Consider the following 19,986-nt stretch of genomic DNA (forward strand, 5'->3'; position numbering starts at 1 on the left):
CACCGCTTTTCGATGACGAAAGGTCCACCATGCTCCTCCCCTCCCGGACGACCCGGCTCGCCCTCGCCGGCCTCGCGTCCGTCGCCCTCCTCGCCGGATGCACGGCGACGCCCGACGGCGACGCGCCGGCCGGCGGGTCCTCCGCATCCGGCGGCGTCGCCTCCCTCGTGAGCGCGGACGCGAAGTCCACGGTCGACGAGGTGAAGGCGTCCCTCGGCGAGCCCGCCGCGAAGGACGGCGTCAAGCTCTGCTATGTCACCCGCACCCTCTCGAACGAGTTCTGGGGCTACGAGCGGGACGGCTTCGAGGCCGAGGCGAAGCGCCTCGGCGTGCAGTTCCAGACGTTCGATGTGACCGACGAGTCGTCCATCACGGAGCAGCTCGACAAGGCCAAGAGCGCGCTCAACCAGGGCTGCTCCGCGATCCTCGCCTCCCCCATCTCCGCGACCGGGCTCGACTCGGTGTTCCAGTCGGCGCTCGCGGCGGGCATCCCGGCCATCGTCCTGAACGACGCCAAGAGCAGCCTGCCCGGCGTCGTCTACGTGGGGCCCGACGCGACCACCATCGGCGGCACGGCGGCCGACTACATCGCGGGGAAGCTGCCGGACGGCGGCAAGGTGGCGATGATCGAGGGCGACCCGGGCTCGTCGAACGCCATCAACCGCGGCGACGGCTTCACCGCGGCGCTCACGAACCACCCCGGCCTCGACCTCGTGGCGTCGCAGACGGCCTCGTGGGACCAGACGAAGGCGCAGGAGATCGCGACCACGATGCTCACGGCCAACCCCGACATCGCGGCCTTCTACTCGCAGAACGACGGCATGGCGCTCGGCGTGCAGGCCGCCATCGACGCGAAGGGGCTGACGGGCAAGGTGCTCCTCGTGGGCACCGACGGCATCCCGCAGGCGAAGAAGCAGATCCAGGCGGGCTCGTACACGGCGACCGTGAGCGAGCTGCCGACCACCGAGGGCGCCACGGGCGTCGACGTGGCGCTGTGGCTGCTCGCCGGGAAGCAGGTGCCGGCGTGGGTCGACGTGCCCGCGTTCATCGTCGACGACCAGAACGTGGCCCGGTACGCGACCGGGATGCCGTGACCGGCGTCGTCCGGCCGTCCCCCGTCCTCGAGGGCCGGCCGCCCGCGGGATCGGACCGGCCCCTGCTGGAGGTCCGCGGCATCGCCAAGTCGTTCCCCGGCGTGCGCGCGCTGGAGGACGTGAGCTTCACGCTCGCCCGTGGCGAGATCACGACCCTCGCCGGGGAGAACGGCGCCGGGAAGAGCACCCTGCTCAACATCCTCGGCGGCGCGCTCCGCCCGGACCGCGGCTCCATCACCATCGACGGGGTCCGGCGGATGGAGTACACCTCCCGCCGCGCCCTCGCGGAGGGCGTCCGCATCGCGCACCAGGAGCCGGCGATCGTGCCGCAGCTCACGGTGATGCAGAACCTGCTCCTCGGCCGCACGCGCCGCCAGCGCGCGACCGCGCAGGCGGACGTCGACCGGGCGCTGCAGGACGTGGAGCTCATGGGCTTCCCGATGGAGGCGCGCACGCCGGTGTCGCGCCTCAGCCCCGCCCAGCGGCACGCGCTCACCATCGCCCGCGCGTTCGCGTTCGACGCGCGGATCGTCGCGCTCGACGAGCCGACGACGAGCATGCTCGAGCACAACGTCGCCGGCGTGCTGACCCGCGTCCGCGAGATCGCCCACGGGCGCGGCGTCGGCGTCATCTACGTCTCGCACAAGATGCCCGAGGTGATGAGCGTCTCCGACAACGTCGTCGTCCTCCGCGACGGCCGGCCGGCCTACGACGCGCCCATCGCGGAGACCTCCTCGGAGGACATCGTGCGGCGCATGGTCGGCCGTGAGCTGCTGTCGTTCTCGCGGCAGCACCCCGTGGCGCCCGACGCGCCCGTGCAGTTCGAGGCGACCGGCGTCACGCATCCCTCGGGGGTCGGGCCGCTGTCCGTGGCCGTGCGCCGGGGCGAGGTGGTCGGCGTCGCCGGGCTCGTCGGATCCGGGCGCACGGAGTTCCTGCGGGCGCTGATCCGGGCGGACGCGGGCTCCGCGGGCACCGTGCGCGTGGGCGGACGCGAGGTGCGGATCCGCTCCCCGCGCGACAGCCGCGACGCGGGCATCGCCTTCATCCCGGAGGACCGCAAGCACCAGGGCCTCGTGCTCCAGACGCCGGCGTACGCCAACGTGGCGCTCACCTCGGACCGGCAGCTGAACGGCTTCGGTCCGTTCGTGAGCACCCGGAAGCAGATCGCGACCGCGGAGGAGATGGGCCGGCGCATGTCGCTGCGCCCCGCCGACGTGCGCCTCGCCGCCCGCCAGTTCTCGGGCGGCAACCAGCAGAAGATCGTCATCGCGAAGTGGATCTGGCTGGGCGCCGGCGTCTTCCTCTTCGACGAGCCGACCAAAGGCGTGGACGTGGGCGGGAAGGTCGAGATCTACGAGCTCATCGACCAGCTGGCCGCCGACGGGCACGCCGTCATCGTGGTCTCGAGCGACCTGCCCGAGATCATCTCCATCAGCGACCGCGTCCTCACCATGAGGGCGGGCCGGTTCGTCTCCGAGCACGTGGGCGACGACATCAACGAGCAGAGCATCGTGGCGAACGCCATGGGCGTCGCGGAAGGAACATCATGACCTCGCCGGAGACCCGGAGCATCCCCACCCGCCCGAAGCGGGCGCTGAACCTGCAGGCGGTGGGCATCTACCTCGCCGCCGTCGTGCTCTTCGTCGTCCTCGGCGTGCTGAACCCGGCCTTCCTCACCGTGGGCAACCTCCGCGACGTGGCGGTCTCGGCGAGCGTGAACGCCATCATCGGCATCGGCATCACCTTCGTGATCATCACGGGCGGCATCGACCTCGCGGTCGGCGCGATGGCGAGCTTCGTCGGCATCGTCAGCTCGACGCTCATGGTGGGCAGCGGGCTGCCGCCCGTGGCCGCGCTGGTCGCGGGCATCGCGCTCGGCGTCGTCGCCGGCGCCGTCAACGGCCTGCTCGTGACGAAGCTCAGCCTCCCGCCGTTCATCGCGACGCTCGGCACCATGAGCGTGTTCCAGGGCGCCGCGTACGTCGCCACGAACGGCAAGCCCGTGTACGACATCCCGCCGGCGTTCGTCCTGCTGCTCAACAGCTACGTGGGCGGCGTGCCGATCGTCGTGATCGTCGTCGCGGTCGTCGGCGTCGCCGCGTGGCTGCTGCTGCGCAAGACCGTGTTCGGGCAGAACGTGATCGCGGTGGGCGGCAGCGAGGAGACCGCGTGGCTCTCGGGCGTCCGCGTGCACCGCGTGAAGATCGCCGTGTACTGCATCGCCGGCGGGCTCTCCGGGCTCGCGGGGCTCGTGATCGTGGCGCGCATCGACGCCGCGCAGCCCGACGCCGGCAGCCCGTACCAGCTCACGGCCATCGCGGCCGCGGTCATCGGCGGGGCGAACCTCATGGGCGGCGAGGGCCGCATCGCCGGCACGCTCGTGGGCGCGCTGATCCTCGGGGCGCTCACCAACGGCCTCGTGCTCCTCAACGTCCCCAGCTTCTACGAGCAGATCGTGACCGGCCTCGTGGTGCTCATCGCGGTGACGCTCGACCAGGGCGGCAAGGGCTGGCCGATGCTCTCGCGGGCGAAGCGGCGACGGCAGCGCGAGGAGGAGGTCGGCGCACCGGCCACGTCCTCGATGGCGGCGGTCGACCGATGACGCGCGGCGCCCTGCCCGGCCTGTCGGGCGCGCGGGTCCTCGTGACCGGCGGCGCGGGGCTCATCGGGGTCCCGACCGTCCGGGCGCTGCAGGACGCGGGCGCCGTGGTCACGGTCCTCGACCGGACGGGCGCCCGGGAGGGGACGGCCGCGCGCACGGTCGTCGGCGATGTCACCGAACGCGCGGTCGTCGCCGACGCGGTCGCCGGGCAGGACGCGGTCGTGCACCTCGGCGGCTACGCGGGACTCGGCATGGCGGATCCGGTGGAGACGTACCGGGTCAACGTCGTGGGGACGTTCGCGGTGCTCGAGCGGTCCGCCGCGGCGGGCGTGGCGAAGGTCGTCCTCGCGTCGAGCATCAACGCGAACGGCTACCCGCTCGGCGCCCGTCGCGCCCAGCCGCCCGTGCTCCCGTACGACGAGGACTCCGCGCCCGACCTCTCCGACGAGTACTCGCTCTCCAAGGCGGCGAGCGAGGACGCGGCGCGCATGGCGCACGCCACCTGGGGCCTCGCGGTCACGTGCCTGCGCTTCCCGCTGGTCCGCGACATCACGGCCGACGGCGGGCGCGTGTTCGGCGCGCACGTCCGGGCGGCCGTGGGCGCCGATCCGCGTCGCCAGGCGGCGGAGGGCTGGAGCTACCTCGACGCGTCGGATGCGGCGCGCGCCGTCCTCGCCGCGCTCCTGCACGAGACGCCGCCCGCGCCGGGGATCCTCGTGGCCGCGCCCCGCACGTACCTCCGCACCCCGACCGCGACGGCGCTCCGCCTGCACGCCCCCGGCGTCCCGACCCGGCCGATCGCGGGACGCGACGTCGCGCTCGACCTCACGCGCTCCCGCGAGCTGCTCGGCTTCGCCTCCCGCGTGCACCTCGACGATGTCGCGCCCCACGAGCTCCTCGACCTGGAGGCCGGCGCGTGAGCGTGTCGCTCCTCGGGCTCGGGCCCATGGGCGCGCCGATGGCCGAGCGCCTCCTCGCGGCCCGCGGCGAGCTCGTGGTCTGGAACCGCACCGCGTCTCGGGCCGCCGAGCTCGGGGCCCGTGGCGCGACCGTCGCGGCGACCCCGCGGGAGGCGGCCGCGGAGATCACGCTCACGGTCCTGCCCGACCTCCCCCAGGTGGAAGCGCTCCTCGACGGCGACGACGGGCTGCTCGCGGGGTGGCGCGAGGCCGGCATCGCGGATCCGCTGCTCGTCGTCCACGGCACCGTGTCCCCCGTCGGCGTGGCCGCGTTCGCCGCCCGCGTCCGGGCGGAGCACGGCATCCGCGTCGTCGACGCGCCGCTCAGCGGCGGCACCGCGGGTGCGCACGACGGGACCCTCAGCATCATGGTCGGCGGCGAGGCGGAGGACGTGGCGCGCATCGCCCCGCTGCTCGCGCACCTCGGCCGCACGGTGCGGCACCTCGGGCCGAGCGGATCCGGCGCCCTGGCGAAGGCCTGCAACCAGGTCGTGGTCGCCGGCGTCGTGACGGTCGTCTCCGAGGCGATGCTGCTCGCCCGCAGCGCCGGCCTCGACCCGGCCGTCGTCGTCGAGCTCCTGCAGGGCGGGCTGGCGCGCACGGCCGTGCTCGAGCAGCGCGCGGCCAAGTGGATCGACGAGGACTTCGTCTCCAGCGGCAGCGCGCGCAACCAGCTCAAGGACCTGCGCTTCATCGCGGAGGCCGCCGACCGCGCGGGGGTCGCCCTGCCGACCACCGCGACGGTCGCCGACCTGTTCGCGCGCATGGTCGACGACGGGGACGGCGACCTCGACCACACGGGCGTGTACCGGACGATCGCCGCGCTCGGGCGGCCCGCACCCGGGCGCCACGCGCCGCGGGACGGGGACGACCGGCACCCGGCCGACGGCGCCGCGGAGACCGCACGATGACCGGCCGCGCCCGCGGCATCGTCGTGATGGGCGTCTCCGGATGCGGCAAGTCGACGGTGGGCGCGGGCCTCGCGGACGCGCTCGGCGGGCGCTTCGTCGACGCCGACGACCTGCACCCGCCCGCCAACGTCGCGAAGATGGCGGCGGGTGTGCCGCTCGACGACGCCGACCGGGCGCCGTGGCTGGCGCGGGTCGCCGAGGTGCTCGCCCAGGGCACGTCGGCAGACGGCACGCCGCCGGGCGCCGCGCCGGGCATCACGGTCGTCGCCTGCTCGGCGCTGCGTCGCCGGTACCGCGACGCGTTGCGCGACGGATCCGGCGCCCGGCTCGACTTCGTGCACCTGGTCGGCGATCCCGCGCTGCTCGAGCGGCGGATCACCGCCCGGACGGGCCACTTCATGCCGCCCGGCCTCCTCCTCTCGCAGCTCGCCGCGCTGGAGGGGCTCGACCCCGACGAGCGCGGCGTGCTCGTCGACATCGCTCCCCCGCCCGGGTCCGTCGTGCGCGCCGCGCTCGAGGGGCTCGCCGCCCTGCCCCACCGGGAGGACCCGCCCCGTGCCTGAGCTCGAGATCGTCGACGCGCACCACCATCTCACCGACCTCCGCCGGTCGTACCCCTGGCTCGAGGGCCCGCCGACCACGCGCTACCACGGCGACGACCTGCCGCTCCGCCGCGACTACGACGTCGACGACTACCTCGAGGACGCGCGCGACGTCACCCTCCTCGCCTCCGTCCACGTCGAGAACGGCGCCGCGGACGCGCTCGCCGAGACCGCGTGGATCGACGGGCTGTCCCGGGAGCGACGCGTGCCGACCGTGCACGTGGCGCACGTCGACCTGCTGCGGCCCGACGCCGCGCGCCTGTTGGAGGAGCACGCCGCGTTCCCCGTCACGCGCGGGATCCGCGACATCCTCAACTGGCACCCGGACCCCGTCTACACGCACCGCGACCGGGGCGACGTCATGCAGGATCCCGCGTGGCTCGCGGCGTTCGGCAGGCTGGAGGGCCTCGGCCTGTCGTTCGACCTGCAGGTCTTCCCCTCGCAGCTGCACGATGCCGCGGCGCTGGCGGCACGGTTCCCGGGCACCGCGATCGTGCTCGACCACGCCGGCATGCCGATCGGGCGCGACCGCGACGCCGTCGCCGCCTGGCGCGCGGGGATGCGGGCCGTCGCCGCCCAGCCCGGCGTCACCGTGAAGATCAGCGCCCTCGGAACCAACGACCACGCGTGGACGCGCCAGTCGATCCGCCCGTTCGTGCTCGACACCCTCGAGGCGTTCGGCGCCGAGCGCACGATGTTCGGCAGCAACTTCCCGGTGGACGGCCTCTACGGCACGTACTCCGACCTGTACGGGGCCTTCGACGCGCTCACGTCCGAGCTCTCGCCCGCCGAGCGCCGCGCGGTGTTCGCGGGCACGGCGGATCGCTTCTACCGGATCGGCGTGGGCGCCGCGACCGCGTGAGCCGGTCGCGGCGCCAGGTCGCTCACGGCCGCGGGATGTTCCGCAGGTTCGAGCGGGCGAGCTTCGAACTTCCCGAGCCGCCGCTTCCCCACCGCCGCACAATTATTCACCTATTGTGCAAATAAGGACTTCACAACCCGCACCGGGATTCCCCACTATGAGAATAACTATTTGTGAAACAAAACAGTACTGCGGAGTGGGGTGCGGCACAAGACATTGAAGGACATCACTGCAGATTCTTTTCTCCTGGCAAGCTCTAGCCGCCGGCTCCTCGCGATTGGAGCCACCTAGCGAGAGACAAATCATTGAAGAAGCGAATCAAAATCACCGCCGCGTGCACTGCGAGCTTGGCCTTGCTGCTCGGGCTGAGCATGGGCGCTCCCGCCATGGCGGCCACGGGTGGCACGTCGCCGGATGCTCGTCAGACCGTCGTCTCGCGCTACACCACGACGGACCCCGCGTGCGTCGCCTCCGTCACGGCGGCCATCGCCGCCGGTGACGGTCACGCCTCGCTCGCCGTCTGCACCGGCACCGTCACGCTCAGGCAGTCGACGGCACGACAGGTGACGAAGGCCGACCTCAGGCAGGCGCGGTCGAGCATGAGCACCGAAAGCTTCGACGAGCTCTCGGCCGCCGTGACCGATGGCGTGGTGCGACACAAGAACTACAGCCAGAATTTCAACAACATCACCGACAGCGAGACGCAGGCGGGCGACTTCTACTACAACGGCAGCAACGTGTGGGTGACGGGCCCCTTCCTCGGGCGGGTGGGCAGCCACAACTGCACCGTCGACTACGCCGTGGGATGGACAGTCGCCAGGGAGGAATGCTCGGACATCGGCACGCCGACGCAGCGTGACCTCCGCATGCAGTGGGGCTTCTCCGAGGCGTTCGGGCCCCTCAGCGGGGACAAGATCTACACTATTCACTTCAATTCCTACGGCAGCATCTGGCAGTAGGGGAGACGACTCCATGCTCGAGAACACGAACTACGCGCACCTCGGGGTGCTGCTGCTCGTCATCGTGGCCCTCGTGCCCGCGGTCATCGCCATGGTGGCGACTGTCCGCTCGCGCGATCTGGCGACGGTGGTCAAGCTGCTCTGGCTCCTCCTCCTGACGGTCCCTCTCCTGGGAATCGTGCTGTGGCTCGGGGTCCGGCCCACGCGGTCGACGACCGCCGGAGGGCATGGCGACACGCGCTAGCCAGCGGGAGGTACGGGGATCGAGTCCGCCCGGCTCGGTCCCCGCTGCCAGACGATCGCCGGTGGCTCCTTCCGCTCCGGACACGCGGGACACCTCGCTCGCGACGCCCGAGAGGCGTCGGCTACGGCCGCGGGATGTTCCGCAGGTTCGAGCGGGCGAGCTTCACGGCCTCGCCGACGCCGCCGTTCATCACGATCTTCGACATCGAGAGCGCGAAGCCCTTCACCTGCGCGGCCGAGATCTCCGGCGGGATCGAGAGCGCCATCGGGTCGGTCACGAGGTCGACGAGCGCGGGCCCGTCGTGCGCGAACGCGGCCTCGAGCGCGCCGCGGATGTCGGCCGGGTCCTCGACGCGCTGCGAGTGGATCCCGAGCGCGGCGGCCACCGCGGCGTAGTCGACCATGGGCACGTCCACCCCGAAGTCGGGGATCCCGTCCACGAGCATCTCCACCTTCACCAGCCCGAGCGTCGAGTTGTTGAACACGACGACCTTCACGGGCAGCTGGTACGCCGCGACCGTCACGAGCTCGCCCATCAGCATCGCGAGGCCGCCGTCGCCCGAGACCGACACGACCTGCCGCTCCGGGTACGCGACCTGCGCGCCGATGGCCATGGGGAGCGCGTTGGCCATGGACCCGTGCACGAGCGAGCCGATCATCCGCCGCCGCCCGTTCGGCGTGAGGTAGCGCGCGCTCCACACGTTGCACATGCCGGTGTCGGCCGTGAAGACGGTGTCGTCGCCCGCGACCTCGTCGAGGATGCTGGCCGCGTACTCCGGGTGGATCGGCTTCAGCTTCTCGGCCTTCGACGTGTACGCGCCGACGACCTGCTCGACTTTCTTGTCCTGCTCCTTCAGCAGCTTCTCCAGGAACCTCCGGTTCGTCTTCCGCTCCACGAGCGGCAGCACCGCGCGGATCGTGGACAGCGCGTCGCCGTGGATCGCGATGTCCACGTCGGTGCGACGGCCGAGGCGCTCGGGCGCGATGTCGATCTGCGCCGTCCGCACCTCCTTGCCGGGCAGGAACTGGTCGTAGGGGAAGTCGGTGCCGATGAGGATCAGCAGGTCGGCGCCCGAGATCCCGGCCGCCGCGGCGCCGTAGCCGATGAGGCCCGTCATGCCGACGTCGAACGGGTTGTCCTGCTGGATCACGTCCTTGCCGCGCAACGAGTGGCCGACGGGAGCCGCGATCTTCTCGGCCAGCTCCATGAGCTCGGCGTGCGCTCCTCCCGCGCCGCGGCCCGCGAAGATCGCGACGCTCTTCGCCTCGTCGATGGCCGCGGCGAGCGCGCGCACATCCTCCTCGGCCGGCACGATCGCGGGACGCCTGGGCAGCGAGAACGCGGGCGCCTCGCCCTCCGCCTCGAACTCGGCGACGTCGCCCGGCAGCGTGATGACGCTGACGCCGCCGAGCGCGAGGGAGTGCCGCATCGCCTGGTCGACGACGCGCGGCGCCTGCACGGCGGTGGAGATCATCTCCGTGTAGTGCGAGCACTCGACGAAGAGGCGGTCGGGGTGCGTCTCCTGGAAGTAGCCGGAGCCGATCTGGTTCGTGGTGATGTGGCTCGCGATGGCGAGCACGGGCGCGCCCGAGCGGTGCGCGTCGTAGAGGCCGTTGATGAGGTGCAGGTGGCCGGGGCCGCAGGATCCGGCGCACACGGCGAGCTTTCCCGTCAGCTGGGCCTCGGCGGACGCGGCGAACGCGCCGGCCTCCTCGTGCCGCACGTGGATCCAGTCGATGCCGCCCTTGCGGCTCCCTCCCGTGCGCCGGACCGCGTCCACGATCGGGTTGAGGCTGTCGCCCACGACCCCGTAGATGCGGCTCACCCCCGCCTCGATGAGCTGGGCGATGAGCTGGTCGGCGACCGTGCGTGCCATGGGAGCGTCCTTCCGTCGGTGCATCCAGTCAATACCCGACGGCTCCGCGCCGCCTCCGCGGCGGGCTCGCCGGGCGCGGCGGGAATGCCGCCGGATGCGACGCGCGTTGCCCCGGGGGGACCGACACGCGAGAGACCCCCGCCCGCCCCGCCGCATCCGACGCCGACCCCGCCGCCGCTGCGCTGGCCGAGGCTGCGCTGGCTGAATACGAGGCCTGGCACCGCGCCCGCCTCGCCGCCGTGACGAGCCCGTTCGGCAGCCTCGCGCTGATCCAGACGACATGGCTCGAGCCCGGCCAGGAGGTCAGCGACCTCGAGGCGCTCGAGGGCCAGCCCGACACCGTGCAGCTCACCCGCATCGAGCGCATCTCGCTCGACACCGGCGAGCCCGAATACGGCTACCGGCTCTGGGACGCGGCGTCCCCGAAGAACCGCGCCTTCGTGGACATCGAGGTCTACCCGTACGCGCCCGAGTGGATCCTCGAGGGCCGCTTCGAGCGCGTCGACGACGACCGGGTGATCCCGTTCGAGCACATCGCCGACGCGGGCCGCACGCGCGAGCTGCCGGTGCCCGGCGACATCGTCGTGACCATCGAGGGCGAGGAGGTGCGCCTCAGCGCCTTCGCCGACGGCGACCGCCTCCAGCTCGTCTTCGCCGACGCCACCACCGGCCGCGAGAGCTACGCGCCCAGCCGCTTCCTCTTCCTCCCCCGCCCCGACGGCGACGGCCCCGTGACCCTCGACTTCACGCGCGCCGTCGTCCCGCCCTGCGGCTTCTCCGATTGGATGAACTGCCCCCTCCCGCCCGCCGGCAACCGCCTCGCCGCGGCCGTCCGCGCGGGCGAGCGGGGCGTGGTCTACCGCGACGAGGCCTGACTAGTCATTCTCGTTAGGAAGTCCGAGCAGAATCGGGCGTGTACTGATTGTGTGCTACTGTTGTACACATGGATATGTGGAATGTACGTGATGCCCGAGCCCGATTCGCAGAGCTCCTGACGGCTGCTCGACAGAAGGGAGCCCAGACGATCAGGCAGTCCGGGCTTCCCGACGTGGAGGTGGTCGCCGCACAACCTCGCCTCCCGATGCACCATCTGGTCAATTCGCTGGCACGATGTGACGCGATGGAGATCGTGCTGAGGCAGCACGAGCGCAGTGTCGAGGCACCGGCAGGACAAGAGCGTTCGGATCTCCATCTCCCGCCGAACCTCTCCGGGGATGTCCTGGCGTGGGCTCTCGAAAACCAAGGCGAGTTCCAGGCCGCGAGCTACGTCGTGAGCGCCGTGAAGTCGATGCGGAGACTCCAAGCGGCCCTGGGTCTCCCACTTTCTTCAGCCTCACAGGTGCTGACGGGGCTCCGACTGACTGCAGCAGAACCTGTCGTCAATGCCGGCACAGTGCACTGGATCGAGAAACTGGTTCGGGAGCGATGGGGAGAAGAAGCAACCTCGGTGCTCGGATCTAATTGGTCCGAGTCAGTCGAGCGCGCCCTTCACCCTTAGCCCGCCATTCGCACAGTCAGAGGTCACGACGCGACCTTACGGGCTCGTCACCCCAGAAGCTCGGGCCGCACGAACTCCCTCCCGTGCACGTGCTGGTCGAGGAACGCGAGCACCGTGCGGTACCAGACCACCGACTGCTGCGGCTTCAGCACCCAGTGGTTCTCGTCCGGGAAGACGAGGAACCGGTGCGGCGTCGTGCCGTCGTCGGCCGCGTGGTGCTCGGCGAGCTCCGACCACAGGCGGAGGCTCTCGCCGATGGGCACGCGGTAGTCGCGGTCGCCGTGGATCACGAGCATGGGCGTCGAGATGTCGCGCACGGAGTGGTGCGGCGAGTTCCGGTCGAGCCCCTCGGCCGAGAAGATGCTCTGCCAGTACTGCGACGAGTCGGTGGTGGGTCCGAACTGGTCGAGCGACCACAGGCTCGCGTGGCTGACGATCGCGCGGAAGCGGTCGGTGTGACCCGCGACCCAGTTGGCCATGTAGCCGCCGAACGAGCCGCCCAGCGCGGCCGTGCGGGTCGCGTCGACGTCGTCGCGCGCCTCGACGGCGTCGGTGATCGACATGAGGTCGGTGTACGGCGCCGCGCCCCAGGCGTCCCAGCCGCGCGCGATGAAGTCGAGGCCGTAGCCGGTGCTGAGCGCGGGATCCGGCAGCAGCACCGCGTAGCCGCGGGCCACCATCACCTGCGGCGTCCAGCGCCAGCTCCAGGCGTTCCAGCTGTTGAGCGGGCCGCCGTGGATCCACAGCAGCAGCGGCGCGGGCGCCTCGGCCGACGCGCCCTCCGGCAGCATCAGCCAGCCGCGCACGCGGGCGCCGTCGGAGGCCGTCGTCTCGACCTCGGTCATGGTGCCGGTGGTCGCGGGGATCGGCGCGGGCGTCGCGAGCTCGGTCACGGATCCGTCGGCCGCCGACACGCGCACCGGGTGGGACGGCGCCATCCACGAGGAGCGGAGCGCGAGCACGTCGCCGGTCTCGCGGTCGACCCGCACGTCGGTGTAGGTGTGGTCGTCGGTCGTGAGCTGGGCGACCCGGCCGTCGAAGCCGATGCGGAACACGGGACCGCGGCCGTCCTGGTCGGCCGTGACCACGAGGGCCTCGGAGTCGACGTCGAACTGCAGCGACGACGGCCAGCGGTCCCAGTCGGCGGCGACGCGGCGGGCGTCGGATCCGTCGAGGGCCGAGACCCAGAGCTCCTGCTGCGTGGGCGCGGCCGGCGTCGCCCGGTCGGTGCGCACGTACGCGAGGAGGGCGCCGTCGGGGCTGATGGCGGGCATCTCGAGGTCGACGCCGGGCACGTCGAGGAGCGTGCTGCGCTCGCCGGTCGCGACGTCGATGGACACGAGCGCCTGCCGGTACCCGCGGCGCTCCTTCACACCGACGGCGACCACGAGCGTGCGGCCGTCGGGGCTGATCGCGGCGGCCGCGTGCTCGAGCGTGCGCCCGGGCCGGGGCGTGAGGTCGCGCGGCCTCGGGAGCGACGCCGGATACGGCTGCGCGGTGGCGCCGGGCGCGGACGCCGCGGAGCCGCCGTCCTCCGCCTCGGCCTCGGCGGCGAGCGCGGCGGCCGCGTCGGCGGTCGTGGGCCGGGCCGGCTCCTCGGCGAGCGCGCCGGCGAGGTCGATCGCGAGGAGGTGCGTCTCGGCGGGTCCGAGGTCGTGGTCCCAGTACCGCACGGGGTAGCTGTCGTGCAGGATCGCGTTCACCTGGAGGTCGGCGCGCTTCCTCCGGGCCACGGCGTCGGCCTCGAGGGAGCCGGATCCGGGCAGCAGCGGCGCCTGCACGACCACGGTGGAGGCGTCGCGCGCGACGGCCGCGATGCCGTCGACACCGCCCGCGAGCCGGGTGATCGCGCGGGCCTCGCCGCCGGCCGCGGGCAGGATCCACAGCTGCGCGGCCTCTCCCCCGTCGGCGTCGTCCGCGTCGGGGCGGGAGGAGACGAAGAGCAGGTCGCCGTCGGCGGTGAAGGCCGCGCCGCCCTCGCTCTTCGCGGAGCGGGTGAGGCGCCGCGGTGCGCCACCGCCCGTCGCGGGGACCACCCAGAGCGCGTGGCGGTAGCCCGTGCGCGCGGGGTCGAGCGTCGTGACGGTGAGCACCGCGCGGCGTCCGTCGGGGGAGAGCACGAGGCCGCCGAGGCGCGGGATGGCGATGAAGTCGTCGAGCTCGGAGAAGGGGATGCGGGAGTCGGGCATCCTCCTACGCTAGCCGCGGCCTCGGCGCGGGACCGGGCACGCGCCGCGCGGAGGGGCGTCGTCGACCGTCGATTTGCGCCCAAAGCATCGGCGGCGGACCGGTAGGATCTGACGCATGGAGCGGCGAGCCGGTCGGATCGGGAGGCCCGCGCGCGTGTCGCGGAGGCTCATCGCGGAGGCGGCCCTCGAGGTCGGCCTGAGCACGCTCACCCTCACCACGCTCGCCCAGCGGCTGGGCGTCGACCACTCGACGCTGTACCGCCACGTCGCCAGCCGCGACGACATCGTGCTCCTCGCCTGCGACACGGCCATCGCCCGGATGGACTGGCCGGACGTGCCCGACGCCCCCGCCGCGGAGCTGCGCGCGCCGGGCGACGCGTCCTGGCGCGCGTACCTGGAGCAGGCCGTCGAGGGCATCTGGGACATGTACGACCGGCACCCCGGCCTCGCGAGCGCCATCCACCACCTGCACGCGGCACCCGACCAGGTCGTGCTGCGCTTCACGAGCGCGATCCGCGACCTCGTCCGGATGGGCTTCGCCGAGGCGGAGGCGGTGCTGGTCCTCGACACCGTGATGGACATCGCCGTCGAGTCGTACGTCGCGTGGGAGCGGGCGCTCGCGCTCGACGCGGCCCCGCCGGCGCGTCCGCCGTCCACCGCCCCCATCGCGGACGCGACGGCGTCGGCGAGCGTCGGCCGCGGGCTCCTCACGCGGGCTTCGGGCCGGATCGCCGCGGACCGCGTGGCTGAGGAGGACGCCGGTCACTCCCCGCACGCGTCCCGTCGCGGCGGACCCGCCCACTCCTCGGGGGCGCCCGATGCCGGGCACGCGCGCGAGGAGGAGGCCCAGCGCGATGCGCTCGGCACCATGGTCCGCGTCACGGCGCGCTTCTCGGGAGAGGTCGAGACCGGCACCGCCACGACGCCGCGGGACTGGTGGCGGCGGAAGCTCGCCGTGATCCTCGCGGGCGTCGCCGACCTGCGGGTCGCGGGCGACGCCTGACCGGCTCCCCGACCGGGCGCCCCATCGGGGCGTCCCGTCAGGGCGTCCCGTCCGCGCCGCCGTGGTGGGAGGCCGCCCGCTCGTAGGTGCACTCGGCCACCCCACGGCCGTCCTCGCTCACGGCGGTGGCGATCAGGGTGAAGCCGAGGCGCTCGCACAGTGCCCGCGACGAGCGGTTCGCCGCGTCCGTGCGGGCGATGATCCGGGGGGATCCGTCGGCGAGGGCCGCCGTCACCACGGCCGAGACGGCCTCGGTGGCGAGCCCCTGTCGGCCGTGGTCCGGGTGGAAGACGTAGCCGACCTCGGCGCCCTGCTCCCGTCGGACGAGGCCCACCTCCCCGACGACGACGCCGGTGCCGAGGAGCTCGACCAGCAGCACCAGCTCGTCGCCGGGCCGGGAGAAGGCGGAGGCGGCGTACAGCGCGAGCTCCGCCGCCGTCTTCTCCCGCGTCCAGGTCCCGGCGCCGAGGTGGCGCGCGACGTCGGGTCGCGACCGGTAGGCGTGCACCGCGTCGACGTCAGCGGCCCGCGGGCGGCGGAGGCGCAACCGCGGCGTCTCGATCACCACGTCGCCCGCGAGGTCGACCATCGTCCGTCCCCGCTAGACGCCCGGGCTCACGGCGTCGCCGTCGTCGCGACCGTCGTCGCCGCCGCCGTCCAGCACACGGGCCAGCACCTCCCGCACCGCGGCCGCGCCGTCGGGCCCGAGGTGCAGCCGGTCGTCCGTGAACGCCGGGTTGAGCTCGCCGTCGCCGAAGCCGAGCACCGGCCACAGGTCCACGTGCTCCGCGCGCACGACGGGCGCGAACTGCCGCAGGTGGATGTTGACCACGCGGATCCGCTCGGCCATCTCCCGCCCCCGCGGCGGCACGGAGAGCACCACGAGGCGCGCGGCCGGGAGGTCGCGTCGGAGGTGGGCGAGGATCGTCTCGAGCGCGCGCACCGTGAGCTCGGGGCCGCGACGGAGCCGACCCAGGTCGTGCGTGCCGACCGAGAGCACGACGGTCGCGGGATCCGCGGCCACCACCTCCGGCAGGAGCGCGAGCACATCGTCGGTGGTCTGGCCGGCCCGGCCGAGGTCGGTCGTCGCGTCGTCGTCTCCCGCGTCGCGGGACGGGAGGAGGGCGCTCCAGTTGCCGTCCCCGGTGAGGCTGTCGCCCAGGAGGACGGTGGTCCGCGTGCGGGGTGCCATGGTGTCGCCTCTCGTCGTGCCCATCATGGCCCCCGATCCCGGCGATGTCACCGGACGGCGGGACGCCCTAGCCGCGGTTCCGGCGGAGCGCCCCGCTCCAGCGACGGCGCCGCCGGGGGCCGGCCACGAGCGCGATCACGGTGATCACGAGCGGCACGCTGAGGATCGTCGCGAGCAGCGCGCCGGCCTCGCCCGGTGTGATCCGCATGCCGAGCACGTCGACGGTCACGCGCGTGGCGGCGTGCTGCGTGAGGTCGGTGATGCTGCGGCCGTCCGCGGCCTCCGCGGGCAGCGGCGTCCAGGCCTCGGAGGGCGTGGTGCGCGGCTCGGGTGCGCGCGCGGCGCCCGCCCCCGCGTCGGACGCGCCGAGCGCCGCGAGGTCGGCCTGGGCCTGCACCGGCGCCGAGACGCTCATGGTGACGGCGGTGGCGAGGCCCGCGGACGCGAGCGCGATGCCCGCGAGGGTCAGGAGGATGAGGCCGATGCGCGGCGCCCCGGTCCGCCGGCTCACCGGGCGGCCCCCGCGGGCGCCGACTCCGGCTCGCGGGCGGTCGTGGCCGCGAGCGCCTTCGCCGTGATGCGGTTGGCCATCGACGTGAAGATCACGCCATGGAACGGCAGGATCGAGAACCAGTAGAGCCGGCCCGCGAGGCCGGACGGGAAGAAGATCGCCCGCTGCCGGTAGTCGCTGCCGCCGCCCTCGCGCGGCGTGGCGCTGAGCTCCAGCCAGGCCTCGCCCGGCAGCTTCATCTCGGCGCGGAGCCGGAGGCTCGAACCGCGCTCGATGTGCTCGACGCGCCAGAAGTCGAGCGCGTCCCCCGTCTGCAGGGAGGTGGCGCTGCGCCGGCCGCGGCGGAGGCCGACGCCGCCGACCAGCTTGTCCATGTAGCCGCGCGCCGCCCACGCCACGGGCAGCGAGTACCAGCCGTTGTCCCCGCCGATCGACTCGATGACGGCCCACAGGTCCTCGGGCGCCGCGTCGGTCGAGCGCTCCTTGAGGTCGAGGTAGACGGTGTGGCCGGACCAGTCCGGGTCGCTCGGCAGCAGGTCGCTCGGCGCGCCGACGACGGCCGAGTCCTTCCAGCTCGTCTCGACGACGCCGTCGCGCATCCGGCCGAGCGCGAGGCGCACCGAGCGGCGGTAGCCCGTGAGCCCCCCCTCGGGGTCCGGGATGTAGGTGGAGATGTCGTGCTCCCCCATCACGCAGTCGTATTGCAGCGACTCGATGATGGGCACGGCCAGCGTGCGCGGGATGGGCGTGACCACGTTCACCCAGTGGGCGGCGAGGCGCGGCGCGAAGATGGGGATGGAGGCGATGGGCCGCTGCGGCAGGCCCGCCTCGACCGCGTAGCCGTTCATCATCTGGCCGTAGCGCAGGACGTCCGGGCCGCCGATGTCGAAGGTGCGGTTGAGGTCGGCGGGCAGGTCGGCGCTGGCCACCAGGTAGTAGAGGACGTCGCGGATCGCGATGGGCTGGATGAAGTTCCGCACCCAGGCGGGCGCCGGCATGAAGGGCAGCACCTCGGTGAGGTGGCGGATCATCTCGAACGACGTGGAGCCGGATCCGATGACCACGCCCGCCTGGAGCGCGATGGTCGGCACGCCGCTGGCGAGCAGGACGTCGCCCACGGCCTTGCGGCTCGCGAGGTGCTTCGAGAGCTCGTCGGTGTCCGGGTGCAGCCCGCCGAGGTAGACGATGCGTCCCACGCCCGCCGCCTTCGCGGCCTCGGCGACGTTCCGGGCGGACTCGCGCTCGGACGCGGCGAAGTCGCCCTTCGCGCCCATGCCGTGCACGAGGTAGTAGAGGACGTCGACGCCGTCGACCGCCGGCGCGAGCGTGGATGCGTCGGACAGGTCGCCCTGCACGACCTCCACGTCGTCGCGCCAGGGGACGTCCGTGAGCCGGCGCGGGTCGCGGACGAGCACGCGCACCCGGAAGCCGGCCTCGATGAGGCGCGGCACGAGCCGACCGCCGATGTAGCCGGTCGCTCCGGTCACGAGGGCGAGACGGGAGGCGACGCTCGGCGATGTCATTCCCTCACGCTAGGCAATCAGCCTGGCAAGCGGCTCCCAGGAGCCGGGGTGCCGCGTGGGCGACGGCCGGGGATCAGCCTTCGGCGGACTCGAGCTCGGCGAGGTACCGGCGCCAGGTGGCGCCGTGCTCCGCCTCGCACGTGGCCCAGTCGACCGGGACGCCGTGGACCAGGTCCTCCAGCAGGTCGAGGTGCAGGCGCCAGCTCGCCTTGAGGACGTTCGCGATGCCCGAGGGCAGCAGGCCCGAGACCGTCACGAGGAGCTCGGTCTGCCGATCGCGCGGGCCGCCGGGGACGTCCTCCAGGCGCAGGTGGAAGCGCGCCGTGACATCGCCCTCGTGCAGGAACGTGTACTCGATCTGGCGCTCCTCGTCGAACCGGCTGACGAAGCCGCCGGCGGCGGAGGAGAGGCTGCGGTCCGGCACGGTCATCCACTCGAACCAGAAGTCGCCGCCCTCGCGCTGCTCGACGGTGGCCTCCGCGAGCCAGCCCGAGAGCATGTCGCCGTCGGACACCGCGTCCCACACGATGGGCGCGGGCAGGTCGATGAGACGGCGGAAGACGAACTGGTACGGCAGGAAGACGGTGGACGCCTTCGCCTCGTCGAGCAGGGAGCCGGGGAAGGACGGGAAGCGGGCGCGGGTCTCGGTGACCTCGTCCTCGAGGCCGGTGGAGGCGGGCATCCCCTCGTCGAGCTCGCGGGAGGCGAGGCGGGCCTCGGCCGCGTCAGCGAAGTCGAGCGCGGGGGCCGAGCCGCGGCGCGCAGGCGCGGCGTTCTCGGCGCGCGGGTCGGAGGGCTCTCTGGGGGCCTGTCCGGGGGCGTGATCGGGATCCACGTGCCGAGCCTAGGCGCGGAGCCGCCGGACGGCCCATGAATTCCACACAGGTGTGAGGGCAGCCGGGTCCGGCGGAGGGCGCAGGACGGGCCGCGCGTCTCCGGTCGAGGCCTCCGCCCGCCCCTATCCTGGACGCCGGTGGACGGGCGGATCCGGGACCGGGACAGGACGAAGATGCCTCGCACGCTCGCGCTCGCCGTCGACTTCGGCGGCACCAAGGTCGACTCCGCGCTCGTGGACGACGCCGGCCGCGTGCTCGAGGGGAGCCGCTTCCGGCGCCCCACGGGACCCGAGCGCTCCGCCGACGAGCTGCTCGACTCCGTCCTCGGCGTGGCCCGGCAGGCACTCGAAGCGCTGCCCGCCGACGCGGAGCTCGTGGGCACCGGCCTCGCCGCCGCCGGCCCCGTCGACGTGCGCGAGGGCCTCGTCTCCCCTCTCAACGTCCCCGTCTGGCGCGACTACCCGCTCCGCGACCGCATCGCCGAGCTGACGCCCGACGTGCCCGTCACCCTGCAGGTCGACGGCCTCGCGATCACGCTCGCCGAGCACTGGGTCGGCGCGGGGCGCGGCTACGACGACGTGATGGGCATGATCGTGTCCACGGGCGTGGGCGGCGGCCTCGTGCTCTCGGGCCGCACGGCCGCGGGGGCAACGGGCAACGCCGGCCACATCGGGCACGTCGAGGTCGCGGGCTTCGACGACCCGTGCAGCTGCGGCGGGCAGGGGTGCGTCGAGGCCGTCGCGTCCGGGCCCCGGAGCGTCGCGTGGGCGCGCGCCCGCGGGTGGACGGGATCCACCGGCGAGGACCTCGCCGCGTCGTACCGCGACGGCGACGATACGGCCGTCGCGGCCGTGCGCCGCGCGGGCCTAGCGATCGGCCGGGCCATCGCGTCGGCCAGCTCCCTCGTCGACCTCGACGTGGTCGCGATCGGCGGCGGCTTCAGCCGGGTCACGCCCGACCTCTTCGACATGATCCGCGAGCCCCTCGCGCTCCGCACGCAGTTCGGCTTCGTCATGAAGACGCGCGTCGTGCCGACCGGGCTCTCGGAGGACGGCCCGCTCATCGGCGCGGGCGCGCTCGTGCACCGCAAGGAGATGGTGCCGAGCTTCTGACCGGGATCCC

The 19,986-nt window shown here is 73.3% G+C and carries 20 protein-coding genes; 13 read left to right on the forward strand and 7 right to left on the reverse strand.

The window, feature by feature from the left end:
* The first annotated feature begins 29 nt into the window (after positions 1 to 29).
* The 9 genes from AWH51_RS03065 (at position 30) to AWH51_RS03105 (ending at position 8,236) form a co-directional block, all read left to right on the forward strand.
* Positions 30 to 1,094, forward strand: a complete 1,065-nt coding sequence (locus tag AWH51_RS03065) for a substrate-binding domain-containing protein (RefSeq protein WP_063070653.1) — start codon at positions 30 to 32, stop codon at positions 1,092 to 1,094.
* Positions 1,091 to 2,647, forward strand: coding sequence for a sugar ABC transporter ATP-binding protein (locus tag AWH51_RS03070; protein WP_063070654.1), 1,557 nt, complete (start codon positions 1,091 to 1,093; stop codon positions 2,645 to 2,647). The genes AWH51_RS03065 and AWH51_RS03070 overlap by 4 nt, the downstream gene beginning before the upstream one ends.
* Entirely contained in the window at positions 2,644 to 3,699 is a 1,056-nt protein-coding gene (locus tag AWH51_RS03075; protein ID WP_063070655.1) for an ABC transporter permease, read from the forward strand. The genes AWH51_RS03070 and AWH51_RS03075 overlap by 4 nt, the downstream gene beginning before the upstream one ends.
* Positions 3,696 to 4,619 carry an NAD-dependent epimerase/dehydratase family protein gene (locus AWH51_RS03080; RefSeq protein WP_063070656.1) on the forward strand — a complete coding sequence of 308 codons (924 nt, stop codon included), beginning with the start codon at positions 3,696 to 3,698 and terminating at the stop codon, positions 4,617 to 4,619. The genes AWH51_RS03075 and AWH51_RS03080 overlap by 4 nt, the downstream gene beginning before the upstream one ends.
* Positions 4,616 to 5,569 carry an NAD(P)-dependent oxidoreductase gene (locus tag AWH51_RS03085; RefSeq protein WP_254654450.1) on the forward strand — a complete coding sequence of 318 codons (954 nt, stop codon included), beginning with the start codon at positions 4,616 to 4,618 and terminating at the stop codon, positions 5,567 to 5,569. The genes AWH51_RS03080 and AWH51_RS03085 overlap by 4 nt, the downstream gene beginning before the upstream one ends.
* Entirely contained in the window at positions 5,566 to 6,132 is a 567-nt protein-coding gene (locus tag AWH51_RS03090) for a gluconokinase (protein WP_063070657.1), read from the forward strand. The genes AWH51_RS03085 and AWH51_RS03090 overlap by 4 nt, the downstream gene beginning before the upstream one ends.
* Positions 6,125 to 7,033, forward strand: a complete 909-nt coding sequence (locus AWH51_RS03095) for an amidohydrolase family protein (RefSeq protein WP_063070658.1) — start codon at positions 6,125 to 6,127, stop codon at positions 7,031 to 7,033. Before AWH51_RS03090 ends, AWH51_RS03095 begins: the two co-directional genes overlap by 8 nt.
* Positions 7,034 to 7,338: 305 nt before the next feature.
* Positions 7,339 to 7,992, forward strand: coding sequence for a hypothetical protein (locus AWH51_RS16180; protein WP_063070659.1), 654 nt, complete (start codon positions 7,339 to 7,341; stop codon positions 7,990 to 7,992).
* Between the two features lie 13 nt (positions 7,993 to 8,005).
* Positions 8,006 to 8,236 carry a hypothetical protein gene (locus AWH51_RS03105; protein WP_063070660.1) on the forward strand — a complete coding sequence of 77 codons (231 nt, stop codon included), beginning with the start codon at positions 8,006 to 8,008 and terminating at the stop codon, positions 8,234 to 8,236.
* A gap of 121 nt (positions 8,237 to 8,357) precedes the next feature.
* On the opposite strand, the gene AWH51_RS03110 is transcribed toward AWH51_RS03105, so the two are convergent.
* Entirely contained in the window at positions 8,358 to 10,112 is a 1,755-nt protein-coding gene (locus tag AWH51_RS03110) for a pyruvate dehydrogenase (RefSeq protein ID WP_063070661.1), read from the reverse strand.
* Positions 10,113 to 10,351: 239 nt separating this feature from the next.
* Here AWH51_RS03110 and AWH51_RS03115 point away from each other — a divergent pair, with 239 nt between their 5' ends.
* Both AWH51_RS03115 and AWH51_RS16605 read left to right on the forward strand, forming a co-directional pair.
* Positions 10,352 to 10,987 carry a DUF1684 domain-containing protein gene (locus AWH51_RS03115; protein ID WP_254654451.1) on the forward strand — a complete coding sequence of 212 codons (636 nt, stop codon included), beginning with the start codon at positions 10,352 to 10,354 and terminating at the stop codon, positions 10,985 to 10,987.
* 74 nt (positions 10,988 to 11,061) lie between these two features.
* Complete coding sequence (locus tag AWH51_RS16605) at positions 11,062 to 11,610, forward strand: type II toxin-antitoxin system prevent-host-death family antitoxin (protein WP_368072667.1); 549 nt, start codon at positions 11,062 to 11,064, stop codon at positions 11,608 to 11,610.
* A gap of 47 nt (positions 11,611 to 11,657) precedes the next feature.
* Here the strand turns inward: AWH51_RS16605 and AWH51_RS03120 are convergent, their stop codons facing one another.
* Positions 11,658 to 13,799, reverse strand: coding sequence for a S9 family peptidase (locus tag AWH51_RS03120; protein ID WP_063070662.1), 2,142 nt, complete (start codon positions 13,797 to 13,799; stop codon positions 11,658 to 11,660).
* Between the two features lie 154 nt (positions 13,800 to 13,953).
* Between AWH51_RS03120 and AWH51_RS03125 the strand changes: the two genes are divergently transcribed.
* Positions 13,954 to 14,802 (forward strand): TetR/AcrR family transcriptional regulator, encoded by an 849-nt coding sequence (locus AWH51_RS03125; protein WP_254654452.1) that lies wholly within the window; start codon positions 13,954 to 13,956, stop codon positions 14,800 to 14,802.
* Positions 14,803 to 14,839: 37 nt separating this feature from the next.
* Here the strand turns inward: AWH51_RS03125 and AWH51_RS03130 are convergent, their stop codons facing one another.
* The 5 genes from AWH51_RS03130 to AWH51_RS03150 form a co-directional block, all read right to left on the reverse strand.
* A complete protein-coding gene (locus AWH51_RS03130; protein WP_254654453.1) occupies positions 14,840 to 15,391 on the reverse strand; it encodes a GNAT family N-acetyltransferase in 552 nt (183 codons plus the stop codon).
* A gap of 12 nt (positions 15,392 to 15,403) precedes the next feature.
* A complete protein-coding gene (locus tag AWH51_RS03135) occupies positions 15,404 to 15,994 on the reverse strand; it encodes a GDSL-type esterase/lipase family protein (protein ID WP_254654454.1) in 591 nt (196 codons plus the stop codon).
* A 67-nt stretch (positions 15,995 to 16,061) separates the two neighbouring features.
* Positions 16,062 to 16,505, reverse strand: a complete 444-nt coding sequence (locus AWH51_RS03140; protein WP_063070665.1) for a hypothetical protein — start codon at positions 16,503 to 16,505, stop codon at positions 16,062 to 16,064.
* A complete protein-coding gene (locus AWH51_RS03145; RefSeq protein ID WP_063070666.1) occupies positions 16,502 to 18,028 on the reverse strand; it encodes an SDR family oxidoreductase in 1,527 nt (508 codons plus the stop codon). The genes AWH51_RS03140 and AWH51_RS03145 overlap by 4 nt, the downstream gene beginning before the upstream one ends.
* A gap of 73 nt (positions 18,029 to 18,101) precedes the next feature.
* Positions 18,102 to 18,863: an SRPBCC domain-containing protein gene (locus AWH51_RS03150; protein WP_063070667.1), complete on the reverse strand. Its 762-nt coding sequence runs from the start codon at positions 18,861 to 18,863 to the stop codon at positions 18,102 to 18,104.
* 174 nt (positions 18,864 to 19,037) lie between these two features.
* On the opposite strand from AWH51_RS03150, the gene AWH51_RS03155 reads away from it, so the two are divergent.
* A complete protein-coding gene (locus AWH51_RS03155; protein WP_063070668.1) occupies positions 19,038 to 19,976 on the forward strand; it encodes an ROK family protein in 939 nt (312 codons plus the stop codon).
* The last annotated feature ends 10 nt before the right edge of the window (positions 19,977 to 19,986 follow it).

The organism is Clavibacter tessellarius (genome assembly GCF_001618005.1).
GTDB classification, from domain to species: Bacteria; Actinomycetota; Actinomycetes; order Actinomycetales; family Microbacteriaceae; genus Clavibacter; species Clavibacter tessellarius_A.

What these genes read in the sequence shown, in the direction of transcription:
- AWH51_RS03075 (WP_063070655.1), top strand. Translation starts at nt 2,644, where the DNA reads ATGACCTCGCCGGAGACCCGGAGCATCCCCACCCGCCCGAAGCGGGCG.
- AWH51_RS03135 (WP_254654454.1), bottom strand. Translation starts at nt 15,994, where the DNA reads ATGGCACCCCGCACGCGGACCACCGTCCTCCTGGGCGACAGCCTCACC.
- AWH51_RS03090 (WP_063070657.1), top strand. Translation starts at nt 5,566, where the DNA reads ATGACCGGCCGCGCCCGCGGCATCGTCGTGATGGGCGTCTCCGGATGC.
- AWH51_RS03080 (WP_063070656.1), top strand. Translation starts at nt 3,696, where the DNA reads ATGACGCGCGGCGCCCTGCCCGGCCTGTCGGGCGCGCGGGTCCTCGTG.
- AWH51_RS03120 (WP_063070662.1), bottom strand. Translation starts at nt 13,799, where the DNA reads ATGCCCGACTCCCGCATCCCCTTCTCCGAGCTCGACGACTTCATCGCC.
- AWH51_RS03105 (WP_063070660.1), top strand. Translation starts at nt 8,006, where the DNA reads ATGCTCGAGAACACGAACTACGCGCACCTCGGGGTGCTGCTGCTCGTC.
- AWH51_RS03145 (WP_063070666.1), bottom strand. Translation starts at nt 18,028, where the DNA reads ATGACATCGCCGAGCGTCGCCTCCCGTCTCGCCCTCGTGACCGGAGCG.
- AWH51_RS03130 (WP_254654453.1), bottom strand. Translation starts at nt 15,391, where the DNA reads ATGGTCGACCTCGCGGGCGACGTGGTGATCGAGACGCCGCGGTTGCGC.
- AWH51_RS03155 (WP_063070668.1), top strand. Translation starts at nt 19,038, where the DNA reads ATGCCTCGCACGCTCGCGCTCGCCGTCGACTTCGGCGGCACCAAGGTC.
- AWH51_RS16605 (WP_368072667.1), top strand. Translation starts at nt 11,062, where the DNA reads ATGTGGAATGTACGTGATGCCCGAGCCCGATTCGCAGAGCTCCTGACG.
- AWH51_RS03110 (WP_063070661.1), bottom strand. Translation starts at nt 10,112, where the DNA reads ATGGCACGCACGGTCGCCGACCAGCTCATCGCCCAGCTCATCGAGGCG.
- AWH51_RS03065 (WP_063070653.1), top strand. Translation starts at nt 30, where the DNA reads ATGCTCCTCCCCTCCCGGACGACCCGGCTCGCCCTCGCCGGCCTCGCG.